Origin of the sequence: Streptococcus mitis (assembly GCF_000960005.1) — a bacterium.
Taxonomy (GTDB): Bacteria; Bacillota; Bacilli; order Lactobacillales; family Streptococcaceae; genus Streptococcus; species Streptococcus mitis_CK.
On record NZ_JYGP01000002.1, the window covers coordinates 510,271 to 526,878 of the forward strand.

Annotated in this window: 10 protein-coding genes and 4 pseudogenes; 3 read left to right on the forward strand and 11 right to left on the reverse strand. The window is 36.7% G+C overall.

Going from position 1 to position 16,608, the window contains the following annotated elements:
- Positions 1-49: 49 nt before the first annotated feature.
- Together TZ90_RS03935 and TZ90_RS03940 are read right to left on the reverse strand one after the other, a co-directional pair.
- Positions 50-1,135, reverse strand: coding sequence for a toprim domain-containing protein (locus TZ90_RS03935; RefSeq protein ID WP_045611568.1), 1,086 nt, complete (start codon positions 1,133-1,135; stop codon positions 50-52).
- A gap of 9 nt (positions 1,136-1,144) precedes the next feature.
- On the reverse strand, positions 1,145-1,786 hold the full coding sequence (locus TZ90_RS03940) for a hypothetical protein (RefSeq protein ID WP_045611569.1): 642 nt from the start codon (positions 1,784-1,786) through the stop codon (positions 1,145-1,147).
- 174 nt (positions 1,787-1,960) lie between these two features.
- Here TZ90_RS03940 and TZ90_RS03945 point away from each other — a divergent pair, with 174 nt between their 5' ends.
- Together TZ90_RS03945 and TZ90_RS03950 are read left to right on the forward strand one after the other, a co-directional pair.
- Positions 1,961-2,329, forward strand: a complete 369-nt coding sequence (locus TZ90_RS03945) for a hypothetical protein (RefSeq protein WP_080890726.1) — start codon at positions 1,961-1,963, stop codon at positions 2,327-2,329.
- A gap of 168 nt (positions 2,330-2,497) precedes the next feature.
- Positions 2,498-2,824: pseudogene (locus tag TZ90_RS03950) on the forward strand (transposase); the annotation flags it as partial.
- A 39-nt stretch (positions 2,825-2,863) separates the two neighbouring features.
- Here TZ90_RS03950 and TZ90_RS03955 read toward each other — a convergent pair.
- From TZ90_RS03955 to TZ90_RS10595, 4 genes are all read right to left on the reverse strand, one after another.
- Complete coding sequence (locus TZ90_RS03955) at positions 2,864-3,496, reverse strand: ABC transporter ATP-binding protein (RefSeq protein ID WP_045611571.1); 633 nt, start codon at positions 3,494-3,496, stop codon at positions 2,864-2,866.
- Between the two features lies 1 nt (position 3,497).
- Positions 3,498-5,513: a bacteriocin-associated integral membrane family protein gene (locus tag TZ90_RS03960; protein WP_045611572.1), complete on the reverse strand. Its 2,016-nt coding sequence runs from the start codon at positions 5,511-5,513 to the stop codon at positions 3,498-3,500.
- Between the two features lie 95 nt (positions 5,514-5,608).
- The gene (locus tag TZ90_RS03965) at positions 5,609-5,911 is read right to left on the reverse strand and encodes a lactococcin 972 family bacteriocin (RefSeq protein WP_045611574.1); all 303 of its coding nucleotides are present in this window, start codon (positions 5,909-5,911) and stop codon (positions 5,609-5,611) included.
- A 314-nt stretch (positions 5,912-6,225) separates the two neighbouring features.
- Entirely contained in the window at positions 6,226-6,396 is a 171-nt protein-coding gene (locus tag TZ90_RS10595) for a PhrA family quorum-sensing system peptide (protein ID WP_045612557.1), read from the reverse strand.
- 267 nt (positions 6,397-6,663) lie between these two features.
- Here TZ90_RS10595 and TZ90_RS03975 point away from each other — a divergent pair.
- Positions 6,664-7,032, forward strand: a pseudogene (locus tag TZ90_RS03975) (transcriptional regulator); the annotation flags it as partial.
- A 138-nt stretch (positions 7,033-7,170) separates the two neighbouring features.
- Here the strand turns inward: TZ90_RS03975 and TZ90_RS03980 are convergent.
- From TZ90_RS03980 to TZ90_RS04000, 5 genes and pseudogenes are all read right to left on the reverse strand, one after another.
- Positions 7,171-7,467, reverse strand: a complete 297-nt coding sequence (locus TZ90_RS03980; RefSeq protein WP_045611576.1) for a DUF5966 family protein — start codon at positions 7,465-7,467, stop codon at positions 7,171-7,173.
- Positions 7,468-7,480: 13 nt separating this feature from the next.
- On the reverse strand, positions 7,481-7,765 hold the full coding sequence (locus TZ90_RS03985; RefSeq protein WP_045611578.1) for a DUF5962 family protein: 285 nt from the start codon (positions 7,763-7,765) through the stop codon (positions 7,481-7,483).
- Positions 7,766-7,839: 74 nt separating this feature from the next.
- A pseudogene (locus TZ90_RS03990) lies at positions 7,840-8,784 on the reverse strand (DEAD/DEAH box helicase family protein); the annotation flags it as partial.
- Positions 8,785-8,891: 107 nt separating this feature from the next.
- Positions 8,892-10,703 (reverse strand): reverse transcriptase domain-containing protein, encoded by a 1,812-nt coding sequence (locus TZ90_RS03995; protein WP_045611583.1) that lies wholly within the window; start codon positions 10,701-10,703, stop codon positions 8,892-8,894.
- 566 nt (positions 10,704-11,269) lie between these two features.
- Positions 11,270-16,564 (reverse strand): annotated as a pseudogene (locus TZ90_RS04000) (SNF2-related protein); the annotation flags it as partial.
- Between the last annotated feature and the right edge of the window lie 44 nt (positions 16,565-16,608).

A 16,608-nucleotide genomic window follows, 5' to 3' on the forward strand; every position in this document is an offset into this window, starting at 1 on the left:
TACGATCCTCCTTCATTCTAATATTAGCTAAAACATCTTGATTTTGTTATCACAATTCTAAACATTGAGAGGTTTGTCTTACTGGTTGATTCCTCAATGTCTCTTTTGCAGTCTCGATTATCAATTGTAAATCTGATTTCTTTTCTCTAAGGACATCATTCCAGTCTACTTTTTCTTTCCCAGATTCATTATCAGGGAAATCCAGGAAAACAGGAAATCCTGATTGATATAACTTATCAGAAAAATCTTTTCCTGCATCATCACAATCTACTGCCAGGGTCAATAAATCAGGATGATTATTAAAATAGCTGGTGGTATCACGAATTGTATTAATCAAAGGCAATAACTTTGAAGGTGTTACTGTATCTAAGAATTCCAACTTCTGATTTTCTTCAGCTATCAGTCGTAAAGTTTGATAAGCAACAACAGACCTTTTTAATCCCTCCATAGATACCAAGCGAACATCAGTTAGACTTTGTTGATGCAGCTCGTAATAGCTCATCAAGTCGATGAACGATTCACAAAAGACTAGCTTATTTGGTTTACCAATGTCAAAGGATATTCCAACATGTCCATGGCTTCCTTTTAGAATCGTTTTTAACCTCTCTCTTGGGATAGAATGATTCTTATAAATCCCTTGTAGGCTTGCTGCCTGCAACTTATGACGATGATCAAAGCTTTTAAACACAATAACAGGTTCAACTGTTTCATTTGTCTTCCAGCTGGTTTGTGCTATCAAACCTTGTTGTATCATCTTTTGTACGATTTCTTCTGAAATTCCTCTACATTCTGTTAAATAATATCTGGCCAGACTACAGTTAGAATCTTCTATTCTCTTTAAAGGATAATAAAATGGTCTCTCTCTTTTTTCTTGAACAGCTTCTTTTTGAAAAGGTTCTTCAGAAAGAAAGGCTAGAGCTTCTTTAAAGGAAATTCCCTTAACAAGTCGAACAAAATCAATGACATCACCTTGAATATCTCTTGAAAACCATTTAAAAGTATTGGTAGTTGAAAAAATCCGAAATGAATCGTGTTCAGGATGTTCATAGACACTGCTCGAAACTTGTTTAAAGGAGATACCTAAACGATTGGCTACATCAAGAATTGAAATTTGCTTACATTCTTCTATTTCCATGCAATATCATCATTTTGTCGTAGTATTTGGCAGTGATGGAACAGATGATGATTCTTCTAAAGTTTTAGGAGTTACCTTATCTAAATCATCTAACCCAGATTTCCAAACCTGTACTTGATTGACCAATAACTTACCAGGTAGTTTCGAATAAGACAACTTAACCGTTCTGGTTTCTGTCTGATTGGTCTTTGATTGGTTGGCATTCTTTAAATCAGATACATAGGTTACATTATAAGAGACCATGGCAATGGCTTGATTCGTAGTCTGATTGACAAAGATATCAGCTTTTTCAAAATGATAATCCAAAATATAGTCCTTATACACTTGGTTCATGGCATCGTTTTGACTTGTCAATTCTTGAGAATAAGCCGATTCAGTCATATAAGGTTGAATGCGTGTATTATTTTCTCCGAGCTTTTCTTTCGTATAGTACTGTGTTAAAAATTCTTTTACAGTATCCGATGACAAAATGCTGGCTTTATCTTCTGCTTGTTTGTCCTCTACAAGTTTAGCTGCAGCCAATTCGATTTCTTTGCGACTTTGTTTAGCAGTAGAATGTTGCCCAGCAGTATATCCCATCATGAGAATAAAGCTAGTTGCGGCTACTGCTCCAACACTAATTAAGGCTTTAGTTTTGACTTTATTTAACATCTTAGACCTTCTTTCTATAAAAACTAGGTCAAGAATACCAGATATGACTTGGAGCTTTTATCACAAGAAAAAGTCTCTGAAGAGTCCAATATAATTAAGTTAAGAAATTCAAATACGATTCTGTATTTGGGTTTCTTTTTTATGTGATAAACTAGAGTTACGGAGGTATTTGCCATGATAAAACAAATAACAGCCCACGTGAATAAGAGTATTCAGAGTATCCTTGGTCAAAAAGTTGAGTTTGTCAAACAAGATGAACAGGCCTTTACTCGTAAAAGAAGGTTATCACTAGAAACCATGATTCGTACCATTCTGGGAATGGGAGGGAAATCACTGTCAAAAGAATTACTAGATGCCAAACTGACAGTTTCAAATTCAGCCTTTATTCAAAGACGCTATCAAATAAAACCTGAGGCTTTCTATGCCCTATTTAAAAAATTTACAGCACCTATTCCATTCAACACTGATTTCCCAATATTCGCTGCAGATGGGAGTGATATCTGTATTCCTCGAAATCCCATGGATACAGAAACCTCTGTCTAAACCCAAACGGATGTTAAATCCTATAATCTCATACAAATAAATGCCCTATCCGACTTGACGAGTGGAGTGTATAGAGATGTTTCTATTCAAGACAAACATACTCAACATGAGCGCTTAGCTCTGATTCAGATGATGGAGGCTTCTCCATTTCGAGAAAGCTCTTGTTATCATGGTGAGTTAATCGCTCCAATGACTTACGAAGAAACGATGAGCAGCGACTTTTTTGAAGCTTGGTTTCAGAAGTTTCTCTTACCAACATTAAATGTACCATCAGTTATTATTATGGATAATGCAAGATTCCATAGAATGGGGAAGCTAGAACTTTTGTGTAAAGAGTTTGGGCATAAACTTTTACCTCTTCCTCCCTACTCACCTGAGTACAATCCTATTGAGAAAACATGGGCTCATATCAAAAAGCACCTCAAAAAGGTATTACCAAATTGCAATACCTTTTACGAGGCTCTTTTGTCCTGTTCTTGTTTCAATCAACTATAATATTTCAGTAACTCATCGTGCAATTAAAAACAAGGATTTTTATTTCAGACGATCCATCGTGATCACTTCATCAGCCATCTCCCAAATTGCCGGATTATGTGTTGCGATAATGATTAGCCTATTATCATCTCGAAGAGATAGCAAAATCTCCATAATCAACTGAGAGGTTGCTGGGTCTATTGAAGCTGTTGGCTCATCTGCCAGAATAAGGGGTGGATTCTTTAAGATAACTTTTGCCAAGGCAACCCGTTGCGATTCTCCGCCCGATAACTCAAAGATGCGCTTATCTAGGTTAAGATAAGCCAGGCCGACCTGTTCTAAAGCCTGCTTCTGCCTCAACCGCTGTTCCGACCGACTCAACTTTTGACCAATGAGACCTAGCTTAAGGTTTTCTTCAATACTTTGGTTTTCAATTAAGCCAAAGTTCTGGAAGAGGTAGCCCAATTCGTGACGGAAAAAATCACTCGATTTATAATTGGCCAAGTCTTTACCTCGGTAAAAAATCGTCCCATCATAAGATTCTAATTTCCCAATCATGTTCATCAAGGTTGTTTTTCCGCTACCACTTGAACCAATTAAGGCATAGACTTTTCCAGCCTCAAATGTCATTGAAAGATTCGAAAATAACTCTCGTTCTCCAAAAGATTTACTCACCTGTTTAAGTTCAATCATATTAACCTCCCTTTAAAACAAGCATGGACATCTTGTTTTCTTTCTGCATTTGGACATGTAACTGTAAAAGAGATAGACCAGTAAAGAGTAACGAGACTATGAAAGCAACTACTATCTCTACCATAAGAAATACACTCGCAACAAATCCCAGTAAAAACACACCCAGTTGAGCAAAGAGATAAGTGCGATGGATTTCTAAGAACCTTAGACCTGCAATGCGTTTGATAAAAATGGCACGTCTAAATTCTTCAAAGTAGAGCCTATTCATAGTGTTAAACAACAAGATTGAAGTTGCAATCCCAAGCACAGCTCCTGCTAGCATTACCCAACGTTCCCTCTGGATATTATCCAATAATGTGATGTAGTTGTGGTAACCTGTTTGCATTTCTGAGACCCAATTTTCAATGCCTTGTCTCTGGATAAGCTCCTGGGCATCAGACAATTGATTAAAGAGAACGTAGTTCTGTACTGCGTCTACCCAAAAGAAAATGGACTGTGGACCAGTTGATTGGGGTGTTATAACAATGATGATTGGATCTTTCAAAAACTGCTGGTAAGAAATAGGGGTCGTATTATACACAAAACGATCCTGACCTGATTCCAAATAACCTACCGTAGCAGTCATTTGCTGTCGTTCATCTCGACTAGACACGCGACTGGTTAAGTCGTCTTCAAAAACAGATTTATAATGTTCTTCCTCTGAACGGAGGTGTTCAGGCAGCAATAAGACAAACTCCCCTACATCAAGGTGATTCATCTTTTGCTCAATAGTTGTATCTACAGGAATGTTTTGACGCTCCAAGTATTGCGGTGTGACGATAAGGACATTGCCATTCGGGCTGTAATCGTGCCATTCTGTAGAGGTTGTCAAGTTTTTGGAGGAAGCCATGCCATTTTGCAAAGAACGGTCAATTAACTGGTGTCTAGATAAGAAAGCCTTTTTTTCTGAAACAGCCAGATCCATCAATTGATACCAAGTTCTGAGTTTCCTTTGAGCTTGTTCATCAAAACCAGGACTCGTTCCTTCACGGCTGAATGATAGGGTAATCAGTTGCCTTTCCTGGCTCCAAGCCTCTTGTCCAATCCGATGCTGTTGCCAGGCTTGGGAATACTTTAAGCTACTCCCTATTCCCAGCGTTACAATAATAATCGCTAATAGTTGACCGATTAAAATCAAACTAATGATTCCTCTGACAGGCACTTGCCCTTTTATAATCTGCATCAAGTGTATCTTTTTTATTCCAACTGCGAAGAGTTGAGCGAAAAACAGGGAGACCGACAACAAGATGAGATTATAACTGAGCAAGCCTTCTCCTATGGTCATTAGGGATTGCGTTGGAAGCGACAGAATTTTTTGCATAAGAATGGCGAGCACGCCAGCTAAACTGAAACCAACAGCTATCCCTTTCAAATCCTCACCAACTGGTCTAAGGAAAATGGACCACCGTTTCTCTCCTGAAATGAGGCGAATGCCCGACGAACGTAATTGGCTAATTTGACTAATTAAAGTCAGTGCTCCAAAGGTTAAGATGAAAATCAATAAACCGATTAATTGAAATCCGTTACTAAAGATAGCCATTAACGTAGATAGTTTAGATGGAATTATCAGGTGCATGTTAGTCAAGCCAAGTTGACTTAGCTCCTCTCTTAGCAAGTGAATATCTAGGTTTCCATCGAATACAAAATAGTTTGTTTCAACACTACTACTTTGAGCATCTTCTAGATTTTTTTCCTGTAGCCCATCAGGCAACTTTCCGTTCCCAAAGGTCGTATAAGAAAACACTGGAGTACCTTCTGAGTTAAGATCCTGGTGTTGAATCGCAATAAAGCTATCCGTTTCTTCTGCTAGTTTTTCCAAGCGTGTAGCAACATGCTGAAAAGTTGTTTCAGGGGAAGAATCACGTACAACAACGTTGGGGTAATAATGGGAGACATATGTATCAGTCCAAATGGTAAATACCCAAACAAAGAACAAACTAGCAAGCAGGTTGGATATGAGTATAAATAATTTTTTCATAGTGCATTCCTTATTCTAAAATAGAGGGCAGAAATACCCCTGCCCTCTATAAACTAACAAGCTTACTAAACTATTGATAAAAGAATCTTCTTCAATTATTCTTGCAATCCCGCATCAAATGTAACTTGCTCCCCAAAATTTGTATTAACAAACGCATAGGCCGCACTATGTGCTCCTGCATAAGCTGTTTTTTGATTGTCACGTCCATTACTTCCAACATAGGCCCAGTGATCCTCTGAACCATGATAATAATTCGAAAATGCTCCCCAATTATTTGGATCATGATAGCCTCCATAGGTCCACTCGCCACCATGGAGAGAAACTGCCAAAACAGGAAGAGCCAAACTACATGCCAAAACGGCAAGGGATGATGCAACTACTTTTCTAAATTTTAACATATTATTACTCCTCTGAATGAAATATTATGAAAATGAGCGAAATGCAACTACATATTTTAATTAGAAATCTCAGTCTGAATTATAGTATCCTATTTTTTCCTCCTTTCTAACTGCACGTTCCTTTCTACAGGCAGAGACCTAATTTTATAAACCAATCTTAAATACTTTAGATTTTGTAACTCATAATTTTCAACAGTTGGTTAGCTATGAAAGCATTTTATCAAACATCTCCATTCTTATATCTATCTGGTATTGTTACAAGCTCTCATAAGAATACCTTTCTCTAAATAGTTGAATTTTAAAGTAATACGAAATCAATCTGCCTTCCCAACATCAAGACCATTGGAATTCTTTTGTAATTGCACTCGAATCTCCAATCGTTTATTCATCTGAACAAACTGTTGGTAAGAAATTGTGTTACTAAACGTAAAAACACCTAGTAATACTAATATAGCTAATTTTTGAATTCCACGATTTTTCTTTATTCGTGAAACCCCTTTCTGTTTCCTTGTTTTTATTTTAACATATGTATATTATTCAGTCAAGTATTTTTATTATATTTTGAACTTTTTTTATTATTTCTATTTGTAATTTTATCGAGCAAATATTTGCCGTCTTTAACTAAATGATATATAATTGACAAATATAAATTAGGAAGGTTTTTTGTTTTTATGACTACATTAGCTGAAAAATTCAGATTGAAAAGAAAAGAGTTGAGACTCTCCCAACAAACTCTTGCAGAAGGAATTTGTGAACAAGAATATGAGGTAAACTACTTTCATTTAATGGAGTTATATCAGACAAAAAATTTTGAGCATCAAGAGTTTTTATTTGGCTACATCAGAGTTCGTTACAACTACGCTCACTACCTAGTATCAAAGGAAAAATATAACGAAGCCATCCAAGAAGCTCTTGAGACGATTGAACTCTGTAAACAAAGACAGACAAGCTACCAACTGGCTCCCCTACTTATTCTTGTAGGAAATGCTGGAGCCAAATTTCTAGATAAAGAACAAGTCAAAAATTATTATATAGAAGCAAGAGAGTTATGTAAGATTTATAACAATCCTTTAATGTTGATGAAGATAGAAAACTATTTGAAGGAATTAGATATTGTTTAGTTAATCTTGACATTATAGTTTTTCTGAAACGTTAAATAACCTGTAAGGCTGATAGTGAGATTAATACTATCAGTCACATAAATAAAAAACCTTATCCGAATTTAGATTCAGATAAAGTCTTTTAACTACCTAAAAAGTTCACATTTTTTCCTTATTCATTGAGTTAATGAAGCGCCAACTGAATCCTAGAACCCACATCAGATTGATGAAAAGGTACACAGCCGTAAAACTAGTTAAACCATGTTGTCTGATATCATCAAAATATAAACTAGGTTCAGTAAAGAACAAATAAATTCCATAGACCTCTACGAAAATAAGAAAACTGACAAAACCAATAAGGAAAAGTCCACTGGCAATAAGAAAGAGTCTCCATAAAAGAATGAGAATTCCTCCTACTGCTAAAAAAATTACTGGGATAAGGAGTAAATCATTCATGACTTTCTCCTCTCTAGTCAATCAATTGACGATAATGGGTGGCAAGAGAGGAATCAAATTCCTCTAGCTTTTGAACTAAGTCCAAATACTCCTCTTTTTCATGTTCTTCAAAGTCCACACCTCGATGATTCTGAAGAGCGATTTCCAATTGGCTAGTAAGTTCTCGTTTGGAAAAGCTGTAATCCCCTGTCACTTCCTCATAATGTTCCTTTAACTCCTTGTAGGCTTGATATTCTTCAGGTGTTTGAAATCCCTGTATTAAGGCCTCTTCTAACTGATAATAGGTATCTTCCATCATAATTGTTACCTCGTTTCTTTCTATCTTTATTCTACCGCGCTTTTCTTTTCTTGTCCGCTATTTATATCTATTTTTTAATCTAATTCAAAAGAAAGTTGTTCTTCTTTTTCTTTTCCTTTTTCGTGGAATTGTCTTAAGGCCTGATCAATAATATCTAAATCCGTTTCTGTTTCAATCAATGGCGCGAGTACATCGTATTCGGCCTTTTTAGTTTGATAATCCTCTTCCTTTGGAAAATTATTTTCAATTTCTACCTTAGCAGTAGTCCATTTATCCTTTAATTCATCCAATAAGTTCTGAGTTTTCACTTGGTCCTCTTTAATGTGATCAATCGTATGCTGAAGCCTTTGAATTGTCCCCAAAGGAGAATACAAATCTAAACTGACAGAATATTGATTTTCTCCTACAATCTTAACAGAGAAGGTTTCAGGAAGAGGTTGATTTATTGGAAGACTAAGCATTTTAATGTCAAATCCTCGATAGCTTGCTAGGGTTCGAAATTCTTTGCTGTCAGCTTGATTATGACGGATAAGACGGTGTAAGGATTCCCCTGCTTCAGATCGTTGATCAAAAGCTTGCTTACCTACCGTCATAGAAAATGCCTGGTCTTTCGATATTTCAGACTGTTGAATATCGCCTTCATACTTGCTTAATCGTTTCTCAAGAATGGGCATATTTTCTTCACAGTAAGAGATTGTATGACGATAGTGATCCTTGCTGCGTTGAAAGGCGCGTCTTTGATTTTCTAATAGAGTTAGATCATTCTCTATTTCCATCTTATATTTGAGATAAGGATTACCTGTTGCTAATGCCTTAAAATCCGAAGCTGTCATAGTCTGCTCATCAATGTCTTCTGCAGCACGAATCGGCTCCTTAGAAGTCATAATCTGCTTAATATAACGGAGTTTGTTCTCCTGAGTTGCCCATAGATAATTATCAAACGAACCTTTGGTAATATAGTGGTAAATATCTACTTCCTTGTTTTCATTTCCCTGTCGGATTATACGTCCATTGCGTTGTAGGCTAAGTACCCAGCGCCTTACCATATTACTACGGCAGGTTTCCAAATACTCGCCCCCGAACCGTACGTACACCTTTCAATGTATACGGCTCTCCGTTTATAAACTCAATCTAACTTGCCATGATGTAATTTCTTATGGCAATCTTTACACAGTGCTATTGTTTTCCGTTGTCTAGAAATCATCAAACGTTCCCAAAAAGTCTTTCCCTTTAAATCCTTTAGTTTTCTCACATGATGGATTTCTAGGGAACTGTCGGTCGCTTGACAATACTCACAACGGCTTGCTTTTAATCTATCAATTAAATTTGTTCGACTAAAATATTTCGCCGTATTTGGCAAATTATCATTGTCAAGGAAAGATTTCTTTTGACGTTTAAATCCTCCGTTATAGAAATAACGGGTCATTGTATCCCCTTTACGTCCAATATACTGTACCCTAAATTGACCATCCTTTTTATATTTACGGATGATGTGGGATTTAGTCGTACGATATTTAGTCGCATAAGTTTTATACATGCTATATTCCATGATGTACTTAAAGCGATGAAGGATAGAGCTGTTATTAGCGATACAATAATAGTTATAAAAACCTCTTATTTCTGCATTGTAGCGTTCTAGAATCTCTAAATCATCGCAATCTTTCATGAAATAACGGGCCGTTGGTTTCCAAACTTCGTAGCCTCTATGATAAGTCATTTTCATAGCTCCGTAAGACAGTAATCTGTCTCGAATTGTTTCAATAGAAACCTCTAGGACTAATCTACCTGTATAATTTCTGACCAATCGTCCTGCCGAATCACGCTTAGCTAAATTCGATTGGCGAATATACAGATGATATCCCAGAAACTTAGCTTTATCTCTCGCATTGGTAATCAAGGTTTTCTCCACAGAGAGTTCCAATTTGAGAACTGCCTCCAAATAGTCCTTAATATCTGCTTTAATGCGAAGAGCGTCCTCTTTACTGCCAATCACACCGCAGATAAAATCATCTGCGTATCGGGTGTAGGTTAGACGTTTAAAACTACTATCCATAGGATCACTATGAGGAATTAACACTCTTTCCTTTTCCAATTGACGAATACGCTGGATAACTTCTTGTCGTTGATTTTCCGTTGAAACATATTCTAATGCTCTTCTTGCTTTTCCCAACTCTATCTCATTCTGGCGATATTCTGGGGTACGTTTCCGGTATTTCCCTTGGCAGAAGTTCTTCACATAATCCGTCATATATTTATCAAACTTATCCAAATAGATATTGGCTAAAATGGGACTGATTATCCCTCCTTGTGGAGTTCCTGAGTAGGTTTTGTAGAATTTCCAATCTTCCACGTATCCCGCATTGAGGAATTTACGAATCAAGCGTAAGAACCGCTCATCAGTAATTCTTTCTCGGAGAATGTGAATCATCACATCATGATTGATATTATCAAAGAATGACTTGATATCTCCTTCAATAAACCATTTTGTTCCAGTGTAGGTCTTCTGAATCTGAGTAAGTGCTGTATGGCAACTTTTATTCGGACGAAAACCATGGGAAGAGGGTTCAAATTGTCCCTCGTAGATAGCTTCCAAAATCATTTTAATAACCTGTTGTAAGAGCTTATCATCAAATGATGGAATACCTAGTGGACGTAGCTTCCCATTCTTTTTAGGAATATAGGTTCGTCTTGATGGGTGTGGCTGATAGGATTCATCTTTCAGGGAATCAATCAATTGGTCAATTCTAGCTATACTCATACCATCAATCGTCAACTCGTCTACTCCAGGTGTCAAGTGTCCTGGGTTAGCGTAAATCGTTTGATAGGCAACTAAGTACATTTCTTTGTTATAAAGCAAACGATACAGTCGCTCAAATTGATAGTTTTTATCTTTACTGTGTTTTGTTAGATTGTTTAACACATTTTGAGGATTTCTCATGGTGTCTCACACACCTTCCTTTCCATAATGTTAATGTTATAAACTGTTCCCCTTCGCCATGTACGTGCCATTAACACGCTCGGACTACTATGGGAACTCCGTTACCTTATCAAATATTCATAAACCTTATGTTTAATAGCTTTTACAAGCGTTTTGACTTAGGTAATCTCCGTTTAGCTGGTATAGTAACATAGCTTGATAATTTCATCGGATAGGACGTTCATCTGTTTTCATTTACTATGAATACGCTATGGAATCCCTTTGCTTCACTATCTTCAACAGTGATAATGAAGTTCCATAGTATGAGGATTTTAGTTATCTTACCTCACAGTCCCGACACAGACCGTTTAGACTATCCTTCAATCAGTTTAGATTTTATCCTTATAATTATCTCAGTAACATCTGTTACATTATCATCTCCTCATTCAGTCGTGATGTGATAACTCATCAACTTATGAGTTTCCCAACGTGCTTTGTTCCCTGATGTTTGGTTTCCCTCACAGGTCAGTTGGGTGATGATAGGCATTAAGGTCACGCCTACTACTTTGCCAAGAGTAGATTTACTATACCGCCTTTACGGACGCACGCTGGATGTCACTTGGTCTCCACGGAACATCCAGGTGATGAACTGCTTTCATCTTGCTCTGAACATTTAAACCTGTTCCTCCTTTTTCAGTTGAGGCAAGGAGAATCCGCACCTCTCCTGCATTGACCTTTCGAGACAAACTATTCTTCTTTTCATCACTATTGGCATCATGTACGAAGGCAATTTCCTTACTAGGGATTCCTCTATCAACTAATAATGCCTTAATCTCAGAATAAACATCAAAGCCATTATCCTTTTTCTTAGGTGTGCCAATATCTGAAAAAATCATCTGAGTAGCCTTATTTTCCATTCCCTCACGATAAATTCTCTCAACATTATCCACTACCTGAAGCAGTTTATGATTGTCTGCTAGACTATAGCTGGAGTCCAATAAACGCATATCAATTGCTAGTTTCCGTGCCTCACCTGTTATCTTTAACATGTTATCCTGACTCGGATCAACTGTTCCACATTTGACCATATCTGACCTCATAACTAATTCTTCTAAATAGAGTTTCTGGTTTTCAGTTAACTCACTCTCAATAGGGATAATATGGGCTTCTGGTACAGGTAAATCCAACATATCTTGTGTTTGAATGTCGGCTGTTTCTTTATAGATTTTCATCAACTCAGGTAGATTGACAAACTTTTTAAATCGTTTCTTAGGTTGGTACTTATCCCCTGTAGGAGCTAATTCCATAGAGTTTTGAATTTCTCCAAAAGCACCTACCCAAGAGTCAAAATAATCAACTTGATAGCGTTTTAAGATATCTGGTTGAATATAGTTCATCATAGTATATAACTCACTAATAGAATTGGAAACAGGTGTTCCTGTCGCAAAGACAATATTTTTACAATCATGTTCTTCCTGAATCTGTCGAACCTTCATTTCCATATCCACGTTCTTCTTAGAGGTTGTATTGGTAATCCCTGCTACATTCCCAAGTCCAGTAATTGGACGAATATTTTTAAAGTGATGTGCTTCATCCACAAAGAGAAAATCAATTCCTAAGTTTTCAAAATCAATAAAACTATCACGATTAAAGCGTTGCAGTTCTTCCAATTGTCTCTCAAGACCACTTATTGATTGTTCTGCTTCTTTAACGGTATACTTATTTTCAGAATGTGTTTTAATCTCTCGTAGTTCATTGAGTTTATCCTCGATATAATTCATCTGTCTTTCCTTACTGACAGGGATTTTTTCAAATTGAGAATCCCCAATGACAATGGCATCGTAATCTCCTGTAATAATACGTGACACAAATTGTTTTCTTCTCGCCTTCACAAAATCTTTCTTAGTGGTCACAAAGACCTTTTTAGTAGGGAAAAATTTCATGATTTCTTGGCCAAATTGAGCAGATAAACTAGAAGGTACTACATACAAGGGCTTATGAACCATCCCCAACTCCTTTAATTTAAACCCAGCACCAAGCATGGTCAAGGTCTTTCCTGAACCTACCTCATGAGCTAATAAGGCTCTTTTTTCTTCTACGATTCTTTGAATGGCATTCTCTTGGTGAGGACGAAGACTAATGTTTTGAGCCAAGCCATCAATAACTAAATGGCTACCGTCATACTCTCGACTAACCGTTCGATTATAAAGACGATTATAGCTTTCTTCAATAACTTGTTGGACTTCTGGATACCGTGAGACAAAGTCTTGAAAGAGTTCTTGTAAATGCTGCTCTTTTGCTCTTAAAACAGAGGTTTTTTCCAAATCTGTGATGGTCTTTTTCTTTTCTCCTTCCGTAACAGTCATGGTAATCGTCGGTTGGTTCGAATTAAGTAAATTCTCAAAAATCTTTCTTCCTGTATCATAACGTGAGCCACTGACTCCAAGACTACTATCTTTGGCACTTGGATAGCGATAAGCAAATGATGTCCTTAAATGAACCTGCCCATCAACAGGATTCACTTCAATGACCTGTGCAACCTCTGACGAAGACAATTCAAATTCACGATTGGTAAAACATTCAAAGGCAAATTTACCATAAACGGATTGAGGAATCCAACGTGAACCGATTTTAAACTCAATATCTGCCAGATGAATCCGTGGAGGGCGAACAGATTCTAACAAATCTAAAGCATGGGACCAGTCACATTCTTGGTTGTTTTCCTCTACTAATAGTTGAACTACTTCTATCTTGTTGAGAATATCTCCTGATAAAAACTGATTCTTAGAAAGGTATTTTCTTTCCCCTCTTAAATAGCTTTCTGGATCCATTAAAATCTGGTCTCCTAACTCATCTAAAATAGCAGCTTGGCTATGTTCAGGGTAAATTGATACCATATAATCTAAATCAACCCCTCTACCATCCGATAAACTAGAGTTTAAGGCATCTAAAGCCGTTGAAACTCTTGTAATCACTCTCTCTGGCCTAACCAATGCTTTCTCAAAAGCTAAAGATTTTTTATATTTTACTTTTTGATCTTTTGAATCAATGTATTCATCTTCTAAACTTGCTAGTAAAGAATACTTATCGTCACTATCAAATAAGTTCCGATTGACTGAAGCATTCAAGTATCCAAATTGACTTACAAAACGGTCATAGTCACGATTGAGTTTACTAAGTAATACTTGGAAATCTGTCCGACTATAGTCTTGATGGCGTTGAATTTCAATTAAGGATTGATAGGTCTCTCTTAAATCAACCATTCCCTTAATCCGACTAATATCCTTATCCGATAAGGGGCTTTCATAAAAGACAGTTTTTTTGAACAGTCCCTTATATTTCCCTCTTTTACTCGCTTCTTCTGACCTGTATACATCTAGTGCTTCCTCATCTGTCAAATGAAGTTGCACGAATCGATCTATTTTATGTTCAGATAAAGAACTGTCCCAGGATCTAAAATCTCCCTTCTCGTCTACATAATAACTAATTTCGTCTACTTTTGAACTTTTCCGAATGCCATGCGTATCTCGGTAATAAATTTGATTTCCCTCATATCCAAAAGAATAGAGCGCTAAGTTCTCACGAATACGACTTGGGATAGAATGATCCACTTTTTCTTGGATAAAAATAGGTTCTTTCAAAGAATTGTCAATTGGTTTAGGTGCCTCCACATTCTCTAATGCTTCCATAATGTCAGTAGCTAATGTTTCTGATTCCCCCTTAACATTGAGAGTTCCTCCATTAAAATTGCGTACCTCATATTCACCCAAAACTTGTGTATTGTATTTCCCATCAAAATAAGGATTGATCCAGACACGCTTATCCTCCTCAAAGGGAATAGAGCCACTAAAGACAAGTTCCTCCTCATTAAGATTCTTTGCTTGATCCTTTTGAAAGAAGAGGAGATCTGTGGTCACTCGAGTACCTGCAATCTTTTTAAAAGCCGTATCCGGCAAACGAACTCCCCCTAAAAAATGAGTGTTGGATTTAATCTCTTGTAAAACATTATCTGTCCGCTTATCCATTGTGCCAATAGATGAGATAATCGAAACTTGTCCTCCATCTCTTACTAAATCAAGTGAGTGTTTGACAAAGTAATCATGAATCATATAAGGTTTATCATAGTTTTTATCGGCAATGCGAAAATTTCCAAATGGAACATTCGTTAAGATTAAATCAAAACTATTATTTTGATAGGGAACTTCTTCAAATCCTCGCACTTCAATATGGGTATTGGGGTGGAGTTGTTTTGCGATTGCACCAGTCACACTGTCTAATTCAACTCCATAGAGTTCTGATTTCTCTCGTATACTTCTAGGCATTGCCGCAAAGAAGTTCCCAGTCCCCATAGAAGGATCTAATATCCTTCCTCCCTCAAAACCATCATCCAGTAATTTTTGCCAAATCTGGCGAATAATCATTGGGTCTGTATAATAGGCTGTGAGAGAACTTTGTTTCATGGTCGAGTATTCTGATTTGCTTACTAAGCTCTTGAGAGTTAAACGTTCTGTTTCATACTTTGGATTGAGTTCATCAAAAAATTCATTGGCAAGACCACCCCATCCAACATACTTGGCTAGTAATTCTTGTTCTTCTGGATTCGCTTGTCGTCCCTCTTTTTCTAATCTTTTAACAAGTTCAATAGCGGCGATATTCGTTTCAATCTTTTCTCGATTTGTCTTAGGATAAAAGTCCTCTAAATCATTTGGAAAAACAAAATCTTGAACAGGGACATCCGTCTCTTCTATGCCTACAATAAGCGTTTCTGTTTCCTTTTCATTTTCATTTTCTTCTTCCAGGTAGGAAAACAAATCTATTTCCTGATTTTCACTTGATGAATCAATCTCAATCTCTGAATCTTCTTTTTCAAGTTCTACGAGAGACAATACTTGTTCAATCTCTTTCAAACTGTTCAAGTATAAGATAGGATTTTCTTCAAATAACTGGTTGGAATCATTGAATAGCTCTAGGCGAACTAAGTCATTTAACTGTGCATTTTCAATCGAAACCAACTGAAATACTTGTCCTTTATAACTTACTTGTGAACTGATTGGATATTCCCTCAAAGCTTCTTCTACAATTTTATCTACTTTAGATAGGGAATGAACTTCCACATTTTCTTCTACCTGGTCAATATTATCTAAAGGTAAGACCGCTTCCGTTACTTGCTTAGACTTTTCTCTTATAGCCTTTACTTCATCAAAATGAGTAATAATCTTCAGTTTTTGTGTCAGTGGGAGTTGTGTGTAGTTTTCTTCATGATGGACAAGATCCGTAACGGTATCTAAAGTAGCCATCAATTCTGAACCCAAATAGGCTAGAACATCTTCTTCTTTTTCTTCAAAATGAATCTCAAGAACCTCTTTTTTTAGTTCTTTGGAATCAACCATTAGAAGAAACTCCTCTATATCTCTACTAATGCGGTCAGATAGATTATTCGCAACCCGATAGACATTGACTAAATTGACATCCTGTTTCTGATGAAATACAAGCTCACTTAGTTGTTTTAGTTTTTCTTTTTCAGATTGGATGTAAAATCGAGTGGAAAGATTATAGGTTGCGACTTCTAGCACCAAGTTTTTCTCAAAATTACTTAATTGAGATAATTTACTTAGACCTGCTTGTCCAAAATTTCTTGTGTAACTTTCTAGATCTTGGTCATTATTTTCAGAACTGGCCTCTAGAAAAGAAACAATGTCTTGATGAAACGAATAGACATGAGGTATCTCTTCTATCTTGCCCTCTTCAGTCAAAAAACTCTCTACCAAATCCTGCCATTTATCATCAAAATGTTGCGCTTGATAACGAAGAAATAGGTCCATTTTCTCCCTATCTTTTGGAATTGTTCCACGAAACATAGCCAATAATTGCATTACTTCCATACTCGCTCCTTTCATCTATACGAAAATAGGAGAATCACATGATT

Excerpts from the sequence above, each read along its gene's own strand:
- TZ90_RS03985 (WP_045611578.1), bottom strand. The coding sequence starts at position 7,765 with ATGATGGAAGATACCTATTATCAGTTAGAAGAGGCCTTAATACAGGGA.
- TZ90_RS03935 (WP_045611568.1), bottom strand. The coding sequence starts at position 1,135 with ATGGAAATAGAAGAATGTAAGCAAATTTCAATTCTTGATGTAGCCAAT.
- TZ90_RS03980 (WP_045611576.1), bottom strand. The coding sequence starts at position 7,467 with ATGAATGATTTACTCCTTATCCCAGTAATTTTTTTAGCAGTAGGAGGA.
- TZ90_RS03940 (WP_045611569.1), bottom strand. The coding sequence starts at position 1,786 with ATGTTAAATAAAGTCAAAACTAAAGCCTTAATTAGTGTTGGAGCAGTA.
- TZ90_RS03955 (WP_045611571.1), bottom strand. The coding sequence starts at position 3,496 with ATGATTGAACTTAAACAGGTGAGTAAATCTTTTGGAGAACGAGAGTTA.
- TZ90_RS03965 (WP_045611574.1), bottom strand. The coding sequence starts at position 5,911 with ATGTTAAAATTTAGAAAAGTAGTTGCATCATCCCTTGCCGTTTTGGCA.
- TZ90_RS03995 (WP_045611583.1), bottom strand. The coding sequence starts at position 10,703 with ATGAGAAATCCTCAAAATGTGTTAAACAATCTAACAAAACACAGTAAA.
- TZ90_RS03945 (WP_080890726.1), top strand. The coding sequence starts at position 1,961 with ATGATAAAACAAATAACAGCCCACGTGAATAAGAGTATTCAGAGTATC.
- TZ90_RS03960 (WP_045611572.1), bottom strand. The coding sequence starts at position 5,513 with ATGAAAAAATTATTTATACTCATATCCAACCTGCTTGCTAGTTTGTTC.